General features: G+C 56.1%; 22 protein-coding genes. 19 read left to right on the top strand and 3 right to left on the bottom strand.

Features of this window, described 5'->3' with window-relative positions:
- Positions 1-35 precede the first annotated feature (35 nt).
- Complete coding sequence (locus SH139x_RS26390) at positions 36-1,106, bottom strand: mechanosensitive ion channel family protein (protein ID WP_488352724.1); 1,071 nt, start codon at positions 1,104-1,106, stop codon at positions 36-38.
- A gap of 193 nt (positions 1,107-1,299) precedes the next feature.
- On the opposite strand from SH139x_RS26390, the gene SH139x_RS26385 reads away from it, so the two are divergent.
- From SH139x_RS26385 to SH139x_RS26325, 13 genes are all read left to right on the top strand, one after another.
- On the top strand, positions 1,300-2,049 hold the full coding sequence (locus SH139x_RS26385; RefSeq protein WP_488352723.1) for a peptidylprolyl isomerase: 750 nt from the start codon (positions 1,300-1,302) through the stop codon (positions 2,047-2,049).
- A gap of 598 nt (positions 2,050-2,647) precedes the next feature.
- Positions 2,648-2,842, top strand: coding sequence for a hypothetical protein (locus tag SH139x_RS26380; RefSeq protein ID WP_488352722.1), 195 nt, complete (start codon positions 2,648-2,650; stop codon positions 2,840-2,842).
- A 42-nt stretch (positions 2,843-2,884) separates the two neighbouring features.
- Positions 2,885-3,925, top strand: coding sequence for a threonine aldolase family protein (locus tag SH139x_RS26375; RefSeq protein ID WP_488352721.1), 1,041 nt, complete (start codon positions 2,885-2,887; stop codon positions 3,923-3,925).
- A gap of 149 nt (positions 3,926-4,074) precedes the next feature.
- Positions 4,075-7,896, top strand: a complete 3,822-nt coding sequence (locus tag SH139x_RS26370) for a cadherin domain-containing protein (RefSeq protein WP_488352720.1) — start codon at positions 4,075-4,077, stop codon at positions 7,894-7,896.
- A gap of 229 nt (positions 7,897-8,125) precedes the next feature.
- Complete coding sequence (locus SH139x_RS26365; protein ID WP_488352719.1) at positions 8,126-8,506, top strand: hypothetical protein; 381 nt, start codon at positions 8,126-8,128, stop codon at positions 8,504-8,506.
- Between the two features lie 202 nt (positions 8,507-8,708).
- Positions 8,709-9,680, top strand: coding sequence for a serine O-acetyltransferase (locus SH139x_RS26360; RefSeq protein ID WP_488352718.1), 972 nt, complete (start codon positions 8,709-8,711; stop codon positions 9,678-9,680).
- 11 nt (positions 9,681-9,691) lie between these two features.
- On the top strand, positions 9,692-10,441 hold the full coding sequence (locus tag SH139x_RS26355; RefSeq protein ID WP_488352717.1) for a uracil-DNA glycosylase family protein: 750 nt from the start codon (positions 9,692-9,694) through the stop codon (positions 10,439-10,441).
- 173 nt (positions 10,442-10,614) lie between these two features.
- Positions 10,615-11,022 (top strand): CsbD family protein, encoded by a 408-nt coding sequence (locus SH139x_RS26350; protein ID WP_488352716.1) that lies wholly within the window; start codon positions 10,615-10,617, stop codon positions 11,020-11,022.
- Positions 11,023-11,035: 13 nt separating this feature from the next.
- Positions 11,036-11,506 carry a hypothetical protein gene (locus SH139x_RS26345; protein ID WP_488352715.1) on the top strand — a complete coding sequence of 157 codons (471 nt, stop codon included), beginning with the start codon at positions 11,036-11,038 and terminating at the stop codon, positions 11,504-11,506.
- A complete protein-coding gene (locus SH139x_RS26340; protein ID WP_488352714.1) occupies positions 11,503-11,700 on the top strand; it encodes a hypothetical protein in 198 nt (65 codons plus the stop codon). Before SH139x_RS26345 ends, SH139x_RS26340 begins: the two co-directional genes overlap by 4 nt.
- 17 nt (positions 11,701-11,717) lie before the next feature.
- A complete protein-coding gene (locus tag SH139x_RS26335) occupies positions 11,718-12,242 on the top strand; it encodes a phage holin family protein (protein ID WP_488352713.1) in 525 nt (174 codons plus the stop codon).
- Positions 12,243-12,294: 52 nt separating this feature from the next.
- Positions 12,295-12,579, top strand: a complete 285-nt coding sequence (locus SH139x_RS26330; protein ID WP_488352712.1) for a hypothetical protein — start codon at positions 12,295-12,297, stop codon at positions 12,577-12,579.
- A 31-nt stretch (positions 12,580-12,610) separates the two neighbouring features.
- Positions 12,611-13,753, top strand: a complete 1,143-nt coding sequence (locus SH139x_RS26325; RefSeq protein WP_488352711.1) for an AI-2E family transporter — start codon at positions 12,611-12,613, stop codon at positions 13,751-13,753.
- A 165-nt stretch (positions 13,754-13,918) separates the two neighbouring features.
- Here SH139x_RS26325 and SH139x_RS26320 read toward each other — a convergent pair whose 3' ends face one another.
- On the bottom strand, positions 13,919-15,001 hold the full coding sequence (locus SH139x_RS26320) for a beta-ketoacyl-ACP synthase III (RefSeq protein WP_488352710.1): 1,083 nt from the start codon (positions 14,999-15,001) through the stop codon (positions 13,919-13,921).
- 213 nt (positions 15,002-15,214) lie between these two features.
- On the opposite strand from SH139x_RS26320, the gene SH139x_RS26315 reads away from it, so the two are divergent.
- From SH139x_RS26315 to SH139x_RS26300, 4 genes are all read left to right on the top strand, one after another.
- Positions 15,215-15,694 carry a hypothetical protein gene (locus SH139x_RS26315; protein WP_488352709.1) on the top strand — a complete coding sequence of 160 codons (480 nt, stop codon included), beginning with the start codon at positions 15,215-15,217 and terminating at the stop codon, positions 15,692-15,694.
- On the top strand, positions 15,676-17,049 hold the full coding sequence (locus SH139x_RS26310; RefSeq protein ID WP_488352708.1) for a S26 family signal peptidase: 1,374 nt from the start codon (positions 15,676-15,678) through the stop codon (positions 17,047-17,049). The genes SH139x_RS26315 and SH139x_RS26310 overlap by 19 nt, the downstream gene beginning before the upstream one ends.
- Positions 17,050-17,098: 49 nt before the next feature.
- Positions 17,099-17,794, top strand: coding sequence for a hypothetical protein (locus tag SH139x_RS26305; protein ID WP_488352707.1), 696 nt, complete (start codon positions 17,099-17,101; stop codon positions 17,792-17,794).
- A gap of 124 nt (positions 17,795-17,918) precedes the next feature.
- Positions 17,919-18,215 (top strand): hypothetical protein, encoded by a 297-nt coding sequence (locus SH139x_RS26300; RefSeq protein WP_488352706.1) that lies wholly within the window; start codon positions 17,919-17,921, stop codon positions 18,213-18,215.
- Between the two features lie 166 nt (positions 18,216-18,381).
- Here SH139x_RS26300 and SH139x_RS26295 read toward each other — a convergent pair whose 3' ends face one another.
- Positions 18,382-18,831 carry a GNAT family N-acetyltransferase gene (locus SH139x_RS26295; RefSeq protein ID WP_488352705.1) on the bottom strand — a complete coding sequence of 150 codons (450 nt, stop codon included), beginning with the start codon at positions 18,829-18,831 and terminating at the stop codon, positions 18,382-18,384.
- A 122-nt stretch (positions 18,832-18,953) separates the two neighbouring features.
- On the opposite strand from SH139x_RS26295, the gene SH139x_RS26290 reads away from it, so the two are divergent.
- Both SH139x_RS26290 and SH139x_RS26285 read left to right on the top strand, forming a co-directional pair.
- Positions 18,954-20,381 (top strand): hypothetical protein, encoded by a 1,428-nt coding sequence (locus tag SH139x_RS26290; protein ID WP_488352704.1) that lies wholly within the window; start codon positions 18,954-18,956, stop codon positions 20,379-20,381.
- Between the two features lie 69 nt (positions 20,382-20,450).
- Entirely contained in the window at positions 20,451-21,074 is a 624-nt protein-coding gene (locus tag SH139x_RS26285) for an ECF-type sigma factor (RefSeq protein WP_488352703.1), read from the top strand.
- Positions 21,075-21,141: the final 67 nt, after the last annotated feature.

Here is a 21,141-nt window from a genome sequence, read left to right as displayed (position 1 = left end):
GCAGCACGATCGCGCTGCGTGCTCAGCTAACTTGCTCAGCTAGCCCGATTGCGCAGTCGCGGGCGAACGCGGGCGGCGGCCTCGTTGAAAGCTGCTGCCGCTACCGCTGGATTTATCGCTGCGGGATTCATCGTTGCCGAGTCGACTTCCGGGGGACCGGCGAAGTCGGCCTGGGACCCGGCGGTGAAACCTGCCAACTGGCGATCGAGCTGACCTTTCAAGTGGACATCGAGCTGCGGGTAGGGGATCGAAATACCGGCGGCGTCGAGTTCCGCTTTGACCGCTTGGGTCAAGCGTTCCTTGGCTTCGAAAACTTTGCTGGTGGGGGTCCAAAAACGGACCAACCAGTTGACCGACGAAGCGCCCAAGTCGCTGAGAACGACTGCGTAACCACGCCCTTCTCCGTTGACGATCAAGTCGGGCAGCGATTCGGCCGCGGCGGTCAGCGCCGCCCGTGTGGCATCCACATCCGCAGTATAGCAAACGCCGACGGCAACTTCCGTGCGACGATGCGCGTGGAAAGTGACGTTCTCGATTGTGCCCGCCGAAACGGCACTGTTGGGCACGATGATCCGCCGGTTATCGGGCGTGTCCAGCGTAATCGTGAACAAGTCGATTTCGTTAACCTTGCCGATCACGCCAGCCGCGTTAATCACATCGCCCACTCGAAACGGGCGAAACACCAACAACAATATTCCCGCGGCAAAATTACCAAGCGTACCCTGGAACGCCATCCCAATCGCAAAGCCGGCGGCGGCCAACACCGCGGCAAAACTGGTGACGTTCAATCCCACCGTGCTGGCCACGCCAATCACGGCGCAAATCATCAACCCATTGAAGACGAACTTGCCGGCAAACCGCCCCAACGTCTCGTCAACCTTGCGGCAGATCGGCGCGGAAATCAGCCGCGCTAAAAATTTGGCGACTAAATAACTGACGCCCAAACCAAGCAGAGCGAGCAGGGCGGGTACCGCGATATCCGTTAATAAGCCGAGCGCGGGTTCCCAATTCCCCTCGCTGAGTGCCACAAAAGTATCGTATAAGCCGAGCTCGGCACCGTCTTCGCCTGGGCCGCTGACATTCGCTGTTGTTTCTTCGCTAGCCATCTTCAACCTTTACTACCTGGTTACGAAAGTGGCCGAGCCATCGCCACCACTGGTTGGTACAGAAACCACTCGTCTGATGACAAGATGGATTCGGCAACATGCGACTTGCCGCGGAGGTCGACGATGAGAACAATGCGCTGCAGCCAGCCACACACACCCTCCCCCAGACTCGATTTACCGCAGGACCCCAGCCATGCAATTCACCGAGCTCTCCCTCACCAAGCTCCCATTCACCAAGCTCCCATGCTCGAATCGCCCACTTGGGACCAGCGACACCGTTGCCAATCTTAAGCTGGTCGGCTGCCCATTCGCCACTTGGTTTCTTGCGGCGATCATCGCGGCGTTTGTTTGTGGGTTTGCCGGTGGCGCAATTGCGGCGAGCGGCGCATCGCTGTCAACAGGCCAACAAGCACCTGCGGGCAAACAAGCCACCAGCGAGCAATTAACGGCTAAGATTGTTACCAACCAGGGCGAGATCGTTGTCGCCCTCGATGCCCAGCGAGCTCCGCTCACCGTGGCGAATTTCATTGATTACGCCGAAGCCGATTTTTACGAAGGCACGATCTTTCATCGCATCATTGAAAGTTTCATGATTCAAGGAGGCGGGTTGACCGAGGATCTGCAGCCCAAAGCGACGCGCGCACCGATCCGCAATGAATCCAATAACGGACTTTCCAACAAAGCGTACACAATTGCCATGGCTCGCAAGGGGCAACCCCACACCGCCACCAGCCAGTTCTACATCAACGTGGCAGACAATCCCAATTTGGACAAACCGGCGAGTGGCGACGAGTGGGGATACACCGTGTTTGGCAAGGTCATCAAGGGGCAAGATGTCGTCGACAAGATCAAAGCCCTGCCGACGCGGCCGCGTGGCATCGAACATCGGCACGTGCCGGTCCAGCCGGTGGTCATCCAAAAGGTCGAAATCGAGCGTTTCTAACCCGATCGGCCCGCCGAGGTGAGTCAAAGAAAATCAGGAGAAAATGAATCAGTGGAAGAATTTACCCCGCAATGCACTTGTTAGTGGTGTATAATTTGAATTAAATGGATTGGCGTGCGGATTCCTGCGAATCGGGAACGCGACTCACTCCGAGGCGGCTTGCAGTTATTGTCGTCAGCCTGCTGCGGTGTGTCAAAATGAGGACAGGTGTTGTCAAACTGCCACACTTGTTGGCAGTCTGCGTCGAGCAAACTGCCCAAATATGCGGCGGTAAAGGCCCCTAAAAAATACTTTTCTTACCCATAACTCCTTTCCCAGTAACATCTTAGGCACCAATTGCCGCCACTTGCGGTTTTCCCTTGGCCCCTTGATTGCTATTTCGTAATAAAGAAGTTGAACAGATCAGCGACGCGGCGGAGACTGGCTAGCACCGAATCGTGAACGTAATCGGCACAGGGCGACGCTAAGTGAGCGAAACTGAGAAATTTAAGTGAACCTGACTACTCAAGAAATCGTCTAATCGGCTAAACATTACTCTCTCCAGAACTCGGCAATTCCTGATTTTTTGAAACGAACAATCGCCGTGGAGGCCTAGGCCATGACTACTTCATCGGAAAACTGCGTTCCTTCGGCGCCTCGTCCCGAAGGCAATCACTGGAGTGAGTTGACTGCGTCGCTGCCGGAGTCGGTAGCCACGCTTGATCGCTGGATGGATGACCAACTGGAGCAATTGGAAACGTTGCAAAGAGCTTTCGTCACGCATCGTTCACTTCGCAAGAACCTTCGCGGCTAGGTAACGATGCAGGAACCCGCTTCCGTTCACGATGAACACGCATTGCATTACGCATTTGCCAGTGACAATTGCGCCGGGCTTTGCCAGGAAGCGATGGCTGCCCTGCAAGCAGCCAACGAAGATTATATGGCATCCTACGGCGAAGATCGCTGGACCGTGCGAGCGGTCCAGCTGATCCGTGAATTTTTTGAGACCGACTGCCAAGTTTTCTTTACTTTTAATGGGACTTCCGCCAATTCGTTGGCTCTCAGTGCCCTTTGTCAGCCCTATCAAAGTGTGATTTGTCATCGCGACTCGCATGTGCAGACGGATGAATGTGGCTGCCCTGAATTCATCACGGGGGGCTCGAAGTTAGTGACCGTGGGTGGTGCGTCCGGGCGTGTTGACCTGGCAGAAGTGACACGAATTGCTCGGTACGAGCGAGGGGTTCATTTTCCACCAGCCCGCGTTTTGACGATCACGCAAGCGACTGAAGCTGGGACTGTCTACGACATCGATCAGATGAACCAGCTTGGCGAGGCTTGCCGAGCGCTCGATCTGAAGCTGCACGTCGATGGAGCCCGCTTTGCCAACGCGGTCGCTTCGTTGGGTTGCCCTGCCAAAGAGATTACTTGGCAGGCGGGTGTGGATTGTTTGACGCTGGGCGGCACGAAAAACGGCATGGCGGTGGGAGAGTGCGTCGTCTTTTTCGACGCGAACTTGGCTCGCGATTTTGAGTTTCGTTGTAAACGGGCGGGTCAGCTCGCGTCGAAGATGCGATACCTGAGCGCCCCCTGGGTGGGCATGCTGGAATCGGGAGCTTACCTGCGACATGCTGCGCACGCCAACGCGTCGGCACTCAGGCTGGCGAACCAGCTGGCGGCAATCGAGGGTGTTGAAATCGCGTTTCCACCCGCGGCCAACGCCGTCTTTGCGATCTTCCCTGCCGCCGTCAGCCAACATTTAGAAGCGTGTGGTTGGCACTTCTACGACTTGTTCGGCAACGGTCAATCGCGGCTAATGTGCTCGTGGGCAACCCGAGCGGCTGAGATCGACGCCTTCTGTGCCGATGTGCGTGCCGCCAGCAGCATCGCCACCGCCTAGTTTCCGAGCGTGTTTGCCGTTTCTGACAACTGCTCCAGCGAATCGGATGATACCTGTTGTTCTTTTGCAGAACTGGCAATTATTGTTTATCATCGGGAGCTTGCATTTCTGCTCCTTTGATATTCATTTTCCGACTCAGGTGATCCACCATGAGGAAGCGTATTGGGCGGTTCGAGCCGTTGGAATCCCGTCGTCTGTTGGCAGCACACATAAACGAGATCCTCTTCGACCCCTTATTTGGCGATCCAGACACGGACCAATATGTGGAGTTGCGGGGCGAAGCAAATTCTGTCTTAGGCGACGGCACCTTTTTGGTTGTCGTCGAAAGTGAAGCCGGGTTTGACAATTCGGAGGGGACGATTCACGGTATCTTTGATCTCTCTGGCCAGACGTTTGGCAGCAACGGACTGCTAGTATTGCTGCCGCAGAACAGTCCCTTCAGTTCCCACGAGCAGGCCAATACGTTGGTCAGCACCGCCCCTGGCTTTGGCGGCTTGCCGGGGGGCATTTATGAAGACTCGCATGCGTTGAGTGACCGCATCGATTTCATTTACGCCTCCAACACCTTCTTTTTGATTCAGACCGATGTGACCCCGCAGTTGGGCGACGATTTGGATACCGACAGTGACGGCTTTGTCGATAGCGTTGGGATCATCGCGGATTGGACCGTTTACGATTCGATCTCAACAATGTGGGGGCTAAATGACGGGCATGCGTATGGGGCGATGGTGTTTGTTGACACAGGAAGCTTCGATCCCCAAGTGACCGTACCCGATAATGCCACGCTGGTCACACTTGATGGCACTGGCTACGTCGGTCGAATTGGCAACTCGACGGGTAGCGCCGCAGAGGACTGGGTGGCGGGCACGGTCAAAGATATGGACGACGACAACTTCACCTTTCGGCTGGCTGGTGACATTCATGGCCGTCCCGCACCGATCGTTTTCCAAGGTCGCGAGTTGGACCATGTTGGCGACGAGAATTTTAACGGTGCGGTGCGAGCTGGTTTCTTCGAAGACCTCAATGGCAACGGCGAGATTGATGCCGAGGAGCCGGTCTTCCCGGGCACTCGTGTGCTGGCCGATACAAACGGCAACCGCACGCGTGATTTGATCACCACGGAAATCGAGCCCGATGACTTTGTCGAGCGTACCGTGGAAATCAATAACCTAACCCCCGGGGTCTCACTCTCCACCACGGTCGAAGAGAACGTCATCATTGGCTTTGACATCACAGCGGTGCAAGAATTCGGCCAACCAGAAGGACAGCATATCTTTGCCCATGCGAACGTCGGCTTCTTTAACAACACGCGACGATTGCGAATGGACTTTTATCGCCCCGCGCAGGAAGTATCGATCGATGTGATCGGTAATAGCGACTTGAGCGAGACATATGGTCGGCTGGAAGTGTTCAACGCTGCTGGGGAATCATTGGAAATGATCCGCACAGGTCCGCTGCTGGCTGACCAAAGACAAACTTTATCGATCAACCGCAGCACCGATGATATCGCCTACGCGGTCGCCTACTCTGACGAGGATTTCTTAGATTCTTCACCCTTTGGAAAACTTGATACGATTCGATTTTCGATACCTGAGGCTGTTGCCGAATCGACTGCGGAAGGGCTTGCCACCTTAAACTACTTGGTGCCTGATTTTTATGAAATCGTGGCGTTGCCAGCTGCTGGAGACAGCTACACGTTTGACCCTTACCCGATCGATGTCACAAAATATGAGAACTTCGATCTTTCCTTCCCGGTACGGAGAAATTTTGCCCCAGAATTCGAGCCTGCCGAATTGAGCGTCGATGAAGATGCGACGGGGGGGACGGTCGTCGGACAAGTGATGGCAACGGATGATGACACCCAGATCGTGCGATACACGATGGTTAGCGGGGGACAGCGATTTAACGTGAACTCCACCACCGGCGTTGTCAGCTTGCGCAACGGGGTTGGACTCGATTTTGAGACTGCGACGGAGCACGAGATTGTCATCCGCGCCACCGATAACGCGAATGTACCTTTGTCGGCTGAGGAAACGTTTATCGTTGAAGTGAATGACGTTAATGAACCTCCCCAGTTGTTTGATTTTGAATTCCAAGTTGCGGAAAACTCTCCGGCGGGCACAGTGATTGGGACAATCGAGGCCAATGATCCCGACGGTGGCTTCAACGGTCAACTGGGCTATCGCATCATAGGAGAGAATCCTGCCGGAGCGATTGCTATCAACGGCATCACGGGCGAGTTGAGCGTCAACAATGCATTCCCACTCGATTTTGAAACTCGCCCTGAGCTTGCGATTACTGTCGAAGTCTTTGATTCAGGCAACCCACCACTGACCTCTTCCGGCACGGTGACGCTGGAAATTACTGATGAAAACGAAGCGCCCAGCGTAAGCTCCAGTGAGTTCGCGATCGGAGAACTGTCCGACGCGGATGCCCTCGTGGGGACGATCCAAGTCAGTGACCCCGAACAAACTCAAACGCACACCTTTAGCTGGGCCGAAGGTTTCTCCAGCGATATCTTTACGCTGGGAGCCGAAACGGGTGAAATTCGTCTAGCGGCCGGTGGTCTGTTGGACTTTCACACTCAGTCTGAATACTTTGTGCAAGTCCAAGTGAGCGATTCCGGTTTGCCTTCGTTATCGAGCGAACGTGAACTAAGAATTCGCGTGATCGACGAAAATAACCCACCGGAAATTCACGACGTGACGCTGGAGGTTGCGGAAAACTCATCAGCGGAAACTTTGCTGGGGACCGTCACCGTCAGCGATCCCGATCCGGGACAGACCCACGTTTTTGCCATCGTCGGCGGTGACGGAGCAAGTCGCTTTACCATCGATCGGGACTCTGGAGAAGTGCGTGTCGCCGCCGGCGCAGTGCTAGACTTTGAAGACTCAGAGAATTGGGAGCTGATCATTCAATCGTGGGATAGCGGACAACCCACGGCGACGGCGGACCGTATTTTTTCGGTTGCAGTCACAAACGTCAATGAACCACCACAACTCACAGTTGGCCCCCTGGAGATTGCCGAAAATTCGCCAGCCGGCACCATCGTCGGACAGCTAACAGCCACCGATCCCGACGGGGATGAGCAGGCCACCCTGGAGTTGGTACCGAGTGCAGCGAGCGAGCTGTTCTCGCTCGACACGGAGACCGGAAATTTAATGCTGAGCGAAGGAGCGACGCTGAATTTTGAAGATCAAACTGAGTACGCATTGCAAGTACGTGTTTCCGATGGTGTGAGTCCGGCATTGGAAGAAGAAATCACTGTTACGGTGTTCGATCGAAATGACCAACCGCAGGTGATTAGTCAACCGGAACCACTGTCGGTGCTCGCAGGTTTCAGTTTCAACCACAACTTTGCCGAAAATTTAGTCAGCGATGAGGATGCCGATCAAACCATCACTTGGTCGCTGCGAGCGGCCGAGGGGCAACTGCCTGGCTGGTTGCAATTCGATCCGGCAACACTGCAAATCAGCGGCAGTCCGTGGAATCCGGCCGCTGGTGAGTGGCCGCTGCAATTGGTCGCCATCGATAGTGGGCAACCACCTTTGGCCGTCGAGTTGGACTTTGTTCTGACCGTCCAGCAGAATGCCAACCCTTGGCAGAACATTGCCGATCCTCTCGATGCCAATGGCGACGGCAACGTGCGACCGGTCGATGCGTTAGTGATCATCAACTACTTGAATCGCAACAGCGATGACCAAGTCGACCTGGATCGCGAGTCGCGTCCCAACTTCCTGGATGTCAACGGTAACAACCGGATCGAGCCGATTGATGCGCTCAAGATCATTAACGAACTCAACCGGCAGAGTGGCGGTGAGGGCGAAGCGAGCGCCACGGCTGGCACAAATCACGGCGGAGCACTGGGAACCTGGGACGCCGATGAGCAACGGAAACGGGCTTGGCAGGAAATCAATGTCAACGGGTGGGACTCTGGTTTGCTCGGCTACCTTGGTGAGCAAGACCTCTAACGGCGAGACGTCAGCCCTGGGCGTTCGCGGGGGATTTGGCTGACCGCACGGAACTCTAGTTAAGATAGGCAATTCGTACCGCGGACAGATTGCTTGGATCATAGTGGATAGTCGGAATCGCTGGTTAATGCGGGATGATTCGTCCGATGCTGAAAGCGAGCGACGATGAAAATCTGTCGTCGTTTTGCAATGAAGCATACGTAGTTCCACCCTGGAAGGGATTCCCGCGATGAAACGTCTGACTATCCTTGCCGCCGCATTGGTCATGCTGGTCGGCGCTTCGGGTTGTGCGAGTACAAACTCGTGCAACTCCTGTAATTCCTGCAACAACGGTGGCGGCGGCCTGCTGGGCAAGCTGGGTAGCTGCAACAGTTGTGGCAGTGGCGACTGCAACGCGTCGACCGGTTGCCGCGCCGGTAAGTTAGGTTGGCAGCAAGGGGGCCTGGACTACTCCGAGGGCTTAGCGACGGGCAATCCTCGTCACGCCCAACCGGGTCGTCAGTCGCCGATGGTCGCTGGACCGCCCACCGCCGGGGTTGCCTATCCCTACTATACGGTTCGCGGGCCACGTGACTTTTTGATGGACAACCCGCCATCGATCGGTCGCTAGACCGTGTTCGGTATGCACGCGACTTACCGAAGCATCGGAAGGTCACTGAGCAATAACCGGGAAATAGGTAGAGCGAGCCTGAATGCGGGGAATTGGTGTCCGGTATCTTTTGTGCGAAGCACATCCAAAGCCGGTTCCTGGCAACAGGTAGCGGATGCTTATTTCCCCACCGATCCAACTGTGATTTAGAAGTAGCTTGATTATGGCGTCTGATTTTCGTCTCAAAGCTCGGTTACCTGAGATCACTGATGCGATTGTCCGGACGTACCGTCCAGACGACGGGATCAATCACTTGGGGCATTGCCCACTGCCGAGTTACGACGCGGTTGTGGAGGCGATCGAAGATCTCCGCGACGTGTTGTATCCGGGGTATCGCCGTCGTGTTGGTTTGCACTCTGGAAACATTACCTATCATGTTGGGAATCTGGTCGATTCTCTGCACGATAAGTTGACTGTTCAGATCGGGCGTGCGCTGGAGCACGAGCATCGCGTCACGCTCAGCCACGCCGACTGCGAATCGCAAGTTGATTTCGAAGCCAAGGGTCAGGCGATGGCGATCGAGTTCCTGACGCGTCTGCCCAAGTTACGAGCCATCTTGGCAACCGATGTGCGCGCCGCTTTTGATGGCGACCCCGCATGTAAGACGACCGATGAGATCGTTTTTTGCTATCCGGGCTTTGAAGCCATCACGGTTTATCGCTTGGCCCACGAATTGCGGCAATTGGCTGTTCCCTTCATCCCCCGGATGATGACCGAATGGGCTCATAAACAGACGGGGATTGATATTCACCCGGGAGCCACGATTGGGAATCATTTCTTCATTGACCACGGCACGGGCGTGGTGGTCGGTGAGACGTGTGAGATTGGCAATCATGTCAAACTCTACCAGGGCGTTACTTTAGGAGCAGTCAGCTTTCCTACCGATGCGGATGGTCAATTGATTCGCGGGAACAAGCGACACCCGACGATCGAAGACCGAGTTGTCGTTTATGCGAACGCGACGATCTTAGGTGGTAACACAGTCATCGGACATGATTCGGTGATTGGCTCGAGCGTTTGGATCACGCGCAGTGTTTCGCCGATGACGACGGTCACGCTGGAGAAACCACAACTGCGCGTACGTGGTGCGGGAGAGGATCCGATTCCCCCGACGGCATTGAACTTTCAGATTTAGGCGATTGCTCCGTGTCCAAAATCGACTTGGCGATTACCGCTGCCGCCGAGTTAGCCGACGAAGTTGACGGCCTCCAGTTCGGTCCGCCGGTGAGTTATGTCTACAACCCGCTGCGGTACGCGTGGGCAGCCCATTGCCAATACCTTCGCTTGTTGAATCCAGCCGGCGTGGAGACCATTTTCTTAGGCATGAACCCGGGTCCTTGGGGGATGGCGCAAACTGGCGTCCCTTTTGGTCAAGTGGCTGCGGTGCGAGACTGGTTGGGGATTGACGCGGTGGTGGGACACCCACAACAAGAACACCCCAAACGGCCCGTTGAAGGGTTGCAGTGCCCACGATCCGAAGTTTCTGGACAGCGTTTGTGGGGACTATTTCAAGAGCGGTTTGGGACGCCCCAAGCTTTCTTTAAGCAGCACTTTGTCGCGAACTACTGTCCGTTGATATTCTTGGAAGCGTCGGCGCGAAACCGCACCCCCGACAAGTTGCCAGCCGACGAACGAGCGCCACTCGATGCCGCCTGTGATCGGCATCTCGGTCGCTTGCTGCAAATCTTCCAACCACGTTGGCTCGTTGGTGTGGGAGCTTACGCCGAGAATTGTTTGCGCCGTGTTTCTCAAGCGACTGGCGATGGTGACGGGGGCGATGTTGGCGGGGGCGAAGTGGTACGGATTCTGCATCCCAGCCCCGCCAGCCCGGCGGCCAATCGTGGTTGGTCCGCAGCGGCGACTGAGCAATTGATCGCCGCCGGCGTATGGAAGTAGTTTGAGAGAGTAAAACCGCTTCCGACGCATCTTGACCTCCGGCCTCTCAGCGACCCGCTGCTTTCCCGGCATGGCGTTTGCACCCTGTTTGCGTTGAGAGCGGCGAGTACTAGCGAACATGCTGGGACTGCTCGCCGCAACAACTGCAACCACTCGAATGCGGGAGAGCCTAAATGGTGACGCGAGAAGAGCTGAAGGGCCAATGGAATCAAGTCAAAGGAAGGTTGCTGGAACATTGGGGCCAGCTGACCGACGAAGACCTACGGCAAGTGGAAGGGGGCACCGATCGCCTCGTTGGCACGATTCAAGAAAAGACCGGCGCGACGCGCCGCGAGGTGGAAAATTTTATTGAACGGGTGACTGAAGAAGCCAGTTCGCTTTCCAACTTGGGTCGCGAATACGCCGGCCAAGCGATGGACGCGGTGCGGGAAGGTTATGAGAGTGCCGGTCGGCAAACGCACGAACTTTCAGACCGGCTAGGACAGAGTATCGCCCGGCGTCCGCTCGAGTCAATTTTGATTGCCGCTGTAATTGGGTTATTTGCCGGCATTATCTTTTCGGCAAGCCGCCCCAAGCATTGAATAGGTGTCCGCGATGACCGCGCAGCGAGACGAAACTGACGCTATCCGTGCGCGCTTGCGAGCGATCCGCAGCGAACTGCCAGAAGATCTAGCAGATGCTCGTCGCGAAGTCCGCCGCAAGCTCAGCGTGCGGCATCAAGCGAGTAAGCATCCTTACTTGGTGATCGTTGGCATGTTGGTATTAGGTTACATGATTGTTCCCCGCCGAAAGATCGTGCGTTCACGTTCAACAGTGCGTTTGCGTTCGAGTCGGCCCGCTTGGTTGAGTCGCTGGGGCGATCAGGACAAGCACGCCGATCGCCAACGGTCGAGCAAATTCGCAAGCTATGGCTCTAAGTATGATGAAAGTGATGATACCGAGGATGTTGTGACAAAAAGCTCAGTTGTCTCGCTAATAACAAGTGCCTTAACTTCGTTTGCCGTGCGGGCCGTCACTGGTTACGCGACGAATCGATTTTTAAACCGCAGTGGGGGTGGGCGATGATCTCACAACAATTGAACTCAGGGAATGGGCCTGTTAACGGGCCAATCGTGGAGTATCGGCGGATGCGCGTTCATCAACCGCAAACTGCGGGGAAGTCAGGTGTGCAGGGTTTCATCGAGCAGTATGCACTTCCGCTCGGCGGCGTCGCGCTGGTGTTGGGAGTTGCCATCGGTTGGTTCAGCAAACGACGCTAAGGGAGACTCGCTCACTCATGTCTTATAACAATGCTTCCGGAGTCCGCCGCACCATGGCCGACGTGATTGAGCTGGTCAAGCTGCAAGGGCGGTTGTTTGCCATCGACAGTCGTGAGGCGGTTAAACGCTCGATCGTTTCAGCGGTCCTGGCCGGATTGGCGATTGCCATCGCGGTCGCCACGTTGACGATTTTCCTGATGGGAATTTCCTGGCTGCTCACCGAACAACTCGGCTGGCCGCTGAGTTGGAGCTTGCTGCTGGTTTCGCTGATCTCCGCGGTGGTTACCGTGTTGATCCTGCTGGCATCTTATAACGCACTGCGGCGTGCCGGATCGGCATTGGGGGAAAGTGCTGATGAATTTGGTTCCAACATCCAGTGGTTACAAGAACGATTAGCCACTCCTCCCCAACCGCCAGCCACTCGCAACGGGCGAGAGCCTAAAGGGGCACACGCGGCAGGCCCATCGACAGATAGTGCGGGTGCTTACACCGCCGCTCGCCACGAGCGGCAGTCCAACCGCTCGACTGCGGGTACACCATAAGATTTTTCCTCACATACCAGTAGATTTTACCTCACAATTGAAAGGCAAACAGATGGCAGGTCAAACACCGGGCAGCGGATCGCCGGCGGGAAGTGGCTCGTCCGGCCAGAAACAAGCGAGCGAACAAGCGACGATCAGCAGTCGGGCTCGCGAGAATGCTCGTTACGTGGCATCAAAGGCTAGCGAGGCGGGGCACGATGTGGCTCGCCACTACGTCCAGCAACCGGCTGGTGATTTAGTTTCATTGCTTCGCGACTACGCCAAGGAGAAGCCCGACGTGGCCGCTTTGTGGTGCTTTGCTTTTGGCATCATTGTGGGTTGGAAAATCAAACCATAGCCAGTTGACCATGTGTGGAGGCTGGCAGGTGATGGATGGCATTAGCAGGACTCGTTCGGCGCTGATTGCTTTATGGATCAGCACTGGGCTGTTATTGATTTTTGCCGGTTATTATGCCAGGAGTTTAATCACTCCATTTGTGGTCGCTTTTCTCCTCTATCTGACCCTGCGTCCGGTAGTCAGTCAATTGTCCCGGCATCGTGTGCCGCCACCGATTTCCGCCACCGTCTTGCTGGTCATCTTTTTGGTCATCTTGGCGATTGGCGTGGTCACGGTAATTGAACCGGCGAGCAGCTGGACCCAGAATCTGCCCTCTCAAGTTGCCCGCTTGCGGGATAAGTTGAGCACCATGGACGGTCCATTTGACGAACTGCGTCGGGCCCGGAAAGAGGTCGAGGCGATTGGGCAGGCAGGTGGAGGCGGTGATGCGGCGTTGGATGATCCGATTGCCGTGGAGGTTATCCAGCCTGCCTGGACGAGTCGTTACCTTGTTAACAGCACCAGCAGTGCGATTAGTTTTCTAGTCGTCGTTGTTGTCTTAGCTTTTTTCTTGCTGGCCACGGGCGATTCGTTGATCAACCGAGTTTTGCATGTGATGCCCAACTTTGGTCAGCGTCGCAACACGGTTGAGTTGATCGTCGACCTGCAATCTGCCGTCAGTCGTTATTTGGCGCAAGTGACGATCATCAACATTGGATTGGGAGTGGCCGTCGCGATTGTGATGTATTTTCTTGGCATGCCCACTCCGCTGTTGTGGGGCACTATGGCGACGCTGTTAAACTACATTCCCTTTCTCGGGGCGTTGTTAGGTGCGGCAGTCATTTTTTTGGCTGCGGTGGTTGCCTTCGAGCCGTTATCGTGGGCCTTTTTGACCACGGCTGCTTACCTCACGTTGACGACGACCGAGGGGCAATTAATCACACCCACGTTAATTGGACGCAAGCTGCAACTGAGTCCATTTTTTGTCATCGTCTCGGTTGTTTTTTGGGGTTGGATGTGGGGCATTGTGGGAGTCTTTGTGTCGGTTCCTTTGTTAATCGTGATCCGCATGGCGTGCGAGCACACCGCAATCGCGGCACCCCTAGCCTTTATCCTCGGCGGTGACGTCAGCCTGCTGCCTTTTGACGACGATGTGCGCCCCGAGCAGGGGGATGGCGAGTTGGGGCGAATCTGACAGTCAAGCTTGCATTTTTTCATTGCGGAATCGAGCCGCGCAGCTGAATCAACCGGCTTGTTGACCTAGACGGGACCTGTCCCCGACCATCCCGCTCACAGACTTGGCACTCCAGCACCACGGGCGATCGCATGACATCGGATAATTTTTTTGCGAGTGTGGTTTTCAATAGCGGAGCAAGGCGGTTCCCCAGGCTAGGCCGGCGCCGAATCCACACATCAACAGGTGCTGCCCGCGCGCGAGCTTGTTCTTGGCGAGCGCTTCATCGAGCGCCAGGGGAATCGAAGCGGCACTGGTATTTCCGTAACGATCAAGGTTCACAAAAACCTTGGCGGGGTCGACCCCCAAGTCGTTGACCGCGGAATCGATGATGCGTTGGTTGGCCTGATGCAAAATAATCAAATCCAAATCGCTCGCCTCGAGACCGGTTGCTTTGAGTAGATCGGTGGTGCTATCGGCAACGGTTCGCACGGCCCACTTGAACACTCCGCGACCATCCATCCGCAGATATTGCTGACCAGCGCGCCAGGCGGTCGGGTCGAGCGATTGTCGACTGCCACCCGCCGGTATGCACAGCAATTCTCCGCCGCAGCCTTCGCTGCCCAAAGTAAAAGCCAATAATCCTGCCGGGTTTTCCACAGCCTGGTCGGGAACAATCAGGGCAGCCCCAGCGGCATCACCAAACAACGGGTAAGTCTTGTTGTCAGCCGGATCAATCGTGCGGCTCATCAGGTCGGCACCAACCACCAATGCGCAGCGAGCCGCCCCGGTACTGACAAATTGCGAAGCGGTCACCAGTCCGTACATGAAGCCGCCGCAAGCGGCGTTGATATCCATCGCCGGGGCAATCGCCCCGAGCCGTCTTTGCAAATGGCAAGCGGTTGAAGGTGTGGGATGATCGGGTGTGATTGTGGCGACCAAAATAAGATCAATTTGATCAGCCGTAACGCCAGCTGATCGTAAACACTGCTGCGTCGCAAGATAAGCCAAATCACTGGTCGCCTGATCGTCAGCTGCTTTGCGACGTTGCAAAATTCCAGTGCGACGGACAATCCATTCGCTGTCACAACCTAAAGCCGCAAGATCCTCATTGGTGACGATTTGTTCCGGCACATATGAGCCGGTTGCTAAAATCTGTACTCCCAAAGCTCGCCCTAAACGACTTCGTCCCGAGTGTCCGATCGCAGGTAGCGGGGGACTAGCTAACAAAGGCCCCGGAGCGAGGCTGGCGTCGGACGATCGCGACATGAAACAATGATCACTCGTAAGCGGAACAAGATGCGGAAAAGAGCAAGCCGGATTATAATCAGCGAAGCGACTGATTGTCAGGCATTCACTGGTGGAATTGCTTTCCGCTTGCTCGCGGCGTCGGTCGGATTAGACTGCCGCTGCGTGGCTTCACTTTGCTGCCCACCGCTTTGTCGCCGAGGCGCTTTTCTTCCCTTTACATCGGACGGTCTCGTGGGAAAATCTAGTTGCCAGCGGACTGGCACTGAGCGAGTTGGCACTGAGCGAATTGACGCTGAGCGATTTGACGCTGAGCAGCGGCGGTCACCTTCCAGCGAAGCGGTTCGCTTACCCGGTGGCGTTGCCTTTCGTTGGGACTCAGCGGGAGCCGGCGTGTTTATCTTGGCCGCGTTGGGTTGCGCCTCAGTGCCCCTTGTCCAGCAACACGTCGCTAACTTGGCCGAACTCAGCTGTTTGGCTGAGTCTGCCACGCCGCTGGGCTACCGGGGCTGTGACGAGCGTTACCATTATTTTCGTTTACCGGCGGGAAATAACGTGAGTTTGCCACGAGAGTGCTGGCAAGTCAGCGCGATGCCGGTCAAACTAGGGTGGTGTATCCCGCTGGTGTTCGAACAAGATCGCCTGGTAATCCCCTCTTCCGAATGGTCCCTCGCGGCCGATTTAAATTCCCTTCAATGGACGCTGCGCGAGTAGGCCCTTCGCTCCGCCACTTTGTCATCCCCAGCGTCTTGTTGGTTGGTTGCCTGTGGTCACTCGCCAGCTTTGTGACGGGTAACTTTTTCTGGTGGAAACCGGAACGCCAATGGGTCGCGCGGGTCGCGGGGCCTTCGATGAGTCCCACGTTCTGGGGCCCCACGCGAATCGCCACCTGCCCAGCTTGCGACTGGTCACACCGCGTGCATCTGCAACCCGATCCCAGCATGCTTCAATTACGCTGTTTTCGCTGCGGAGCATTGGGGCTGCAGCTAAGCCAGAACATCGCCCCGGGGGAATTGGTCGAAATCAATCCGCAAGCTTACCGCACCGCCAACCCGCAGCGAGATGATTGCGTCGTCGTGCAGTTACCCGATGGTTCCGGGCAAGTGAAACGCGTGATCGGCGTGCCCGGAGATGTCGTGAAAATCGATGCCGCCGGTCAATTGTGGGTCAACGGCCAACCATTTGAGAACACTCCACAAGTCGCTTGGCAGCGAGCGATCGAAGTCTACCACCTGGAAGATCTTAGCGGTCTTCCACCACGTTGGCAGTCAGCCGTAACGGCAGCCATTCCAGATCACGCTGCCACGCAAAGTCCCCAGCAACACACTTGGCTGTTTAACCAGGCTCAGTTTCGTTGCCAGCTAAACGCAGCCCCCACGCCTTGGTTAACCTACCATCACATCGACGTCTATAACGCGTCGCGCCCCGGGCCGATTCGCGACGATAACCCAGCCAACGCGGCGCTCGCGCGGGAGATGCTGCCAATCAACGAACTGCGTCTTAGCATGCGAGTTGACGTGCCCCGAGCTGTCAACTTGCAAGTGGCCGTCGCCACGCCCAGCGGTCCCCTCTTCGGACAATTGCCACTGCCGGCCGGGCAACATATGCTTTACTTGTTAAACCACGGAGACCAGCTGTGGCGATTACCACCACATACGATCAATTCGTCGCAACCACCAAGCCCACCACAGGCTCCGCAAAATATCACCCTGTCGGCCGCACAGCTGTTCGGTTCAAGACCAGCCTCCCTGAAATCAGCCTTTCCGAAATCAGTTTCCTCGAAACCAGTCAGCACGGAGCAGCCAGTCGCCATCCGCTTTACCGGGACCGGCGACTCGCAGCCCGGACAAGCACAGATCGACCAACTATGGTTGGGCCGAGCAGCACGCTATGATCCACCTCCGAGATGGCGGACACGGTGGCAGCAAGGTGTTCGCGCTGGGGATGATCGCTACCTAGTTTTCGGCGATAATCCACCCAACTCGACCGATAGTCGCTCAGCCATCGAGGGCGTTAAGCGGAGTCAGATTCAAGGACGTGTCGATAAGCTCAAAACGCCTCGGAAATAATGGCGACCGCGTTTCTCCCACGTTGTGAAAGTCGAAAGGAACCATAGTCTTGAATGACCATCCAAACAGGTCGTCAACACCGCGACGCGGCAAGCCTCCCGTGAAAGGTTTACTCGGGGCGGTGCTGGTCATCGGCTATTGGTTGCTAGTGCCCACGCTCAACGCGCGGTTCGGACTGGAACTGCCCGAACTGCGCGACTGGAACGCCGGCAATGCGGGCCAACAAGCGGATGATGCCGCTGCGGACCCCGAGCTCAACGAATCAACTGCGTCTGGTAAATCAACTGCGACTGACAGATCAAAGCCGGATTTGAACTCCGTGGCCGATGCCTCTAGCGATGACGGCGCGGCGCTCAAGTACGGACTGTTGCGAGAGGTCCAGCCTGATCGTTTTCTCTCTCCCGCCGGGTTAATGTACGGACCGGGCAGCCAGGAAGGGCATCGCCTGCAGCATCTCGAACGTCACCTCCAAGATGCACCAACGCGGGCCGGCCCGCACGGCGTGTTTGATGGCGAATTTGCCGAGGTCCTGGCGATCATTGACGAGGGTTATCAGCGAGCAAAAGCGGGTAAAAGTGGTGTGACAACAGAAAAACAAGACCAACGCACGATTTACACGATCAACTTGGGGCGCCGAATTGGGTATGTTGGTGGTCGGGAAGGCAATCGCCGCGATCGCCCCCAAGCGAGAAGACTGCGAATTGTGCTGGAGGGAAATCGGGTGATTACCGCCTTTCCCCTTTAATGCTTGCGAACGTGTAAACTAGAGTTTGGGCTTTTCGCAGTAGCGGACAGTTTGCCGCCGATCCTCAAATCGATTGTTATTCAAGTGAGCGAAACGAATGATGAGCCACGATAGCCCTGTCTCGATGCCGTTACATTCCGTCGACGTGTGCTCGATCTGCGGTTGCGGTTTGTGTGGAATTCGCATCTGTGGATACCAAACCGAACAGCCACACGGCTTGGTCGTTTGCGATGAATGCGAAGCGATTTGGACTCAGCCTGACACCAGTTCGCCGCATCTGTGGCGCGATGCCGAATTGCCCCTCTGCCCAATCTGCGAACAACCGCTGTGGAGCAACCACAGCCGTTGGGCGACCCGCGAGGACCTCAAACAAATTGGTTGGGAGCAGGTCATCAATCCCAACCTGAATGCCGAAGCGTAAGGGAACCAAAGTGAGCGCACTGTTAGCGGTTTTGGCGCTAGCCACCATTTTGTTGCACGTGATTAGTTCGCTTCAAAACGGGAACCGCGGCTAGCGGCAAAGCGGCTAACAAGGAACCGCGGCTAGCGGCTAACGGGAACTGCGGCTAGCGATTCCTGAAAAGGCTCTACGTGAGCGTTTTAGTCATCAAAATATGGTCGATGGTGACCTCCACGAAAGGCTCACCTGTGGCCACATAACCTAGCCGACGATAAAATTCTTGCGCTTCGAGACGTGCCGCCAACTCAATCTCTTCGATCCCACCGGCGCGCAAGACTTGTTCGGTGCTGGCTACAAGAAAGCTGCCGGCACCGCGCCCCTGATGATCCTCAGCCACACACATTTGCCGCAGCTTAACCCGTTTGGCCGACTTGCCGGTAATCACCAAGCAAGCGATCATCTGCTCACCGGACCAAGCGGCAAAGTGCCGATCCAACGCCTCCGCGGTGCGATCTTCGCTGAATAAATCCAAACCCAAAGGTTGCCTCAACAAACGGTGGCGCAGCTGGCTGGCTGTTTCATAAGCGACATCGTGGGTGGTAAATTCAGTAAATGTCCAGGCGGACTTTTGCATCATTGGTTTTCCCAGGAAGACCTTGTCTTACTTCTTGACCCGTCTGCGGTAAAATAGTTCGGGGCCACTCTCTTCACCAGCACCCAGGCTCCCGCTTTCGCTCATCAAACCTTAGTAGACGACACATGACACCCACATCGCTTGCAGATTTTACCCAGTGGCAAATTCAACCGCAGGCCACGCGGCTAATCGAACACAGGTTGGCCGAACTGGCTGCCGCCAATCCTTGGCTGGCCAGCTTGAGCGATTGCTTGCTCCGCCGTACTGGCACAAAACTGGTCGATTGGATCGATACCATTCATCTGTCAACCGATAGTGATCTAACAGCTTGTGGATTCGCCTCAATAGATCCGTATGGGGTCGATGGTCGCTTGCATCATCCCGGCGCGCAGCTTCCTTGGGTGATCGCCGATGGGCAACAGAAAGTGGTCTTGAGGGTTGAATCGGTCGTTGATTTCCTCCGCGCCCAATCGATTTTGATCGACACAACTTTACCGCCGCTGGCAATTGATGAAATTGAAATCATCGGCGACGCAACGGCTGCCCGCCGCAGCGCGACAGTATCCACCGCCGGGGGCGTTGAAGTTGTCGTACTGGAGCGACACGGTGACCAAGGCCCGGCAACGGGCGCCACGGCGTCCAGCTCCGCGAGCGGGGCGGAAGAGGCTCAGCCAAGCGGTGAAATGTTACTTTGGCACACCCAGCGATTGCGATTGCGCCCGCGCCGGTTCGACGATCCTGTGGCAGGTATTGAACAGACTACAGCGCTAGTTGAATCGATCATTGTTGACTTGGGAGTTGACCGGACCTGCGATCTTTTCTTCCAAACCGAACGTGAGTACTGGCAACTGCGTAACGACGCGGCCAACTTGCAATTCCAAGCCCAATCGCGACTCGGGTTTGGCTGGGCCAACCATGATCACCACACCTACCGCAGCAGCCGCGCAGGCTTTGCCGCCTTGGTGCGTTTGCTGGAAACGCTCGGCATGCATTGCCGCGAGCGTTTCTACGCGGGAGCCGATGCGGGCTGGGGAGCTCAGGTTCTCGAACAACCTGCCGCCCGCATCGTGGTCTTTGCCGACGTGGATATGACCGCCGACGAGGTCTTAGGCGACTTTGCGCATCAAGGTTTTGACGACTCAGGTTCACAAACCAGCTCTAGCCGTGGCACCGTCGGCCTCTGGTGCGATCTCCACGGGGAAGCGGTGCTGGCTGCGGGAATGCACCATTTGGAATGTCAGTTCGCCTTTGAAGCCGCGCGGGAACGTTTACAATCCGAGGGCGCCGAATCGCTGCAGCCCTTCTCCGATTTTGCCTACCTGAAACAATCATTCACACGTGGACAAGTGTGGCCTGTCGACGAACGTCGCATCAGTCATGCATTGCAAAACGGTTGGATCAATAGTGAACAAGCCGATCGCTTTCGCCGCTCCGGCGTGACCGGCTCTCATCTGGAAGTGCTCGAACGCAACGATGGCTATAAAGGTTTCAACCAAACTGGCATCAGCGACATTATTTCCCGCACCGATCCTCGCAACGTTGATATACAATAAGCCAAAAGGACTGGGAGGCTATCTGGCGGCTCGGCTTCATGATGATTCGACTTTCCATCGAGGTTCAGTGTGGCAGAAGAGTTTACCGAGACCAATCAGCTAGCCGACGATTTGTTGCAACGCGTCTCTCAAGGTGACCAACAAGCCAGAAAGGACTTGCTGCCGTTGATCTACCAGCGTCTGCGGCGGCTTGCGCAAAAACAACTGCGCAAAGAAGCTCCCGACCACACGCTGCAACCGACGGCCCTCGTGCACGAAGTTTACTTGCAGCTGATTGGCAAGCCAAACGCGACCTCCAGCTGGGACGACCTCGATCATTTTTTCGGAGCCGCGGCAAGGGCGATGCGGCACATCTTGGTCGATCACGCCCGCGGCAAAAAGCGTCTCAAGCGCGGTGGTAACTGGCAGCGGGTGCCGCTGGAAGATCAGCTTGATCGATCAGAGCGTGAGCGACTGCAAAACGCCGACTATGTATTGGCGCTCGACGACGCGCTTTCTCGCTTTGCCAAGGTGGACCCAATCGCGGCCGAAATCGTCGAGCTGCGATTCTTTTCTGAACTGACGATCGCCCAGACAGCCCGGGTGCTGGGCCTCTCGACTCGTTCGGTGGACGGCCTGTGGGCGTATGCCCGCGCTTGGTTACACGCCGAAATCTTCGCCCCCCCGCAGCAGTCAGCTTCATCGCCAAACTGATCGATAGCAGATGATCACAAGTTGCTGGTCAAAAAGCCACCGCAGAAAAAATTTAAAGATTTTGCGG

This window comes from Kothea flammea (assembly GCF_052161645.1).
Classification (GTDB): domain Bacteria; phylum Planctomycetota; class Planctomycetia; order Pirellulales; family Pirellulaceae; genus Laterigemmans.
The sequence above is the reverse complement of the archived record's forward strand: the minus strand, read 5'-3'. Positions and strand labels throughout refer to the sequence as shown.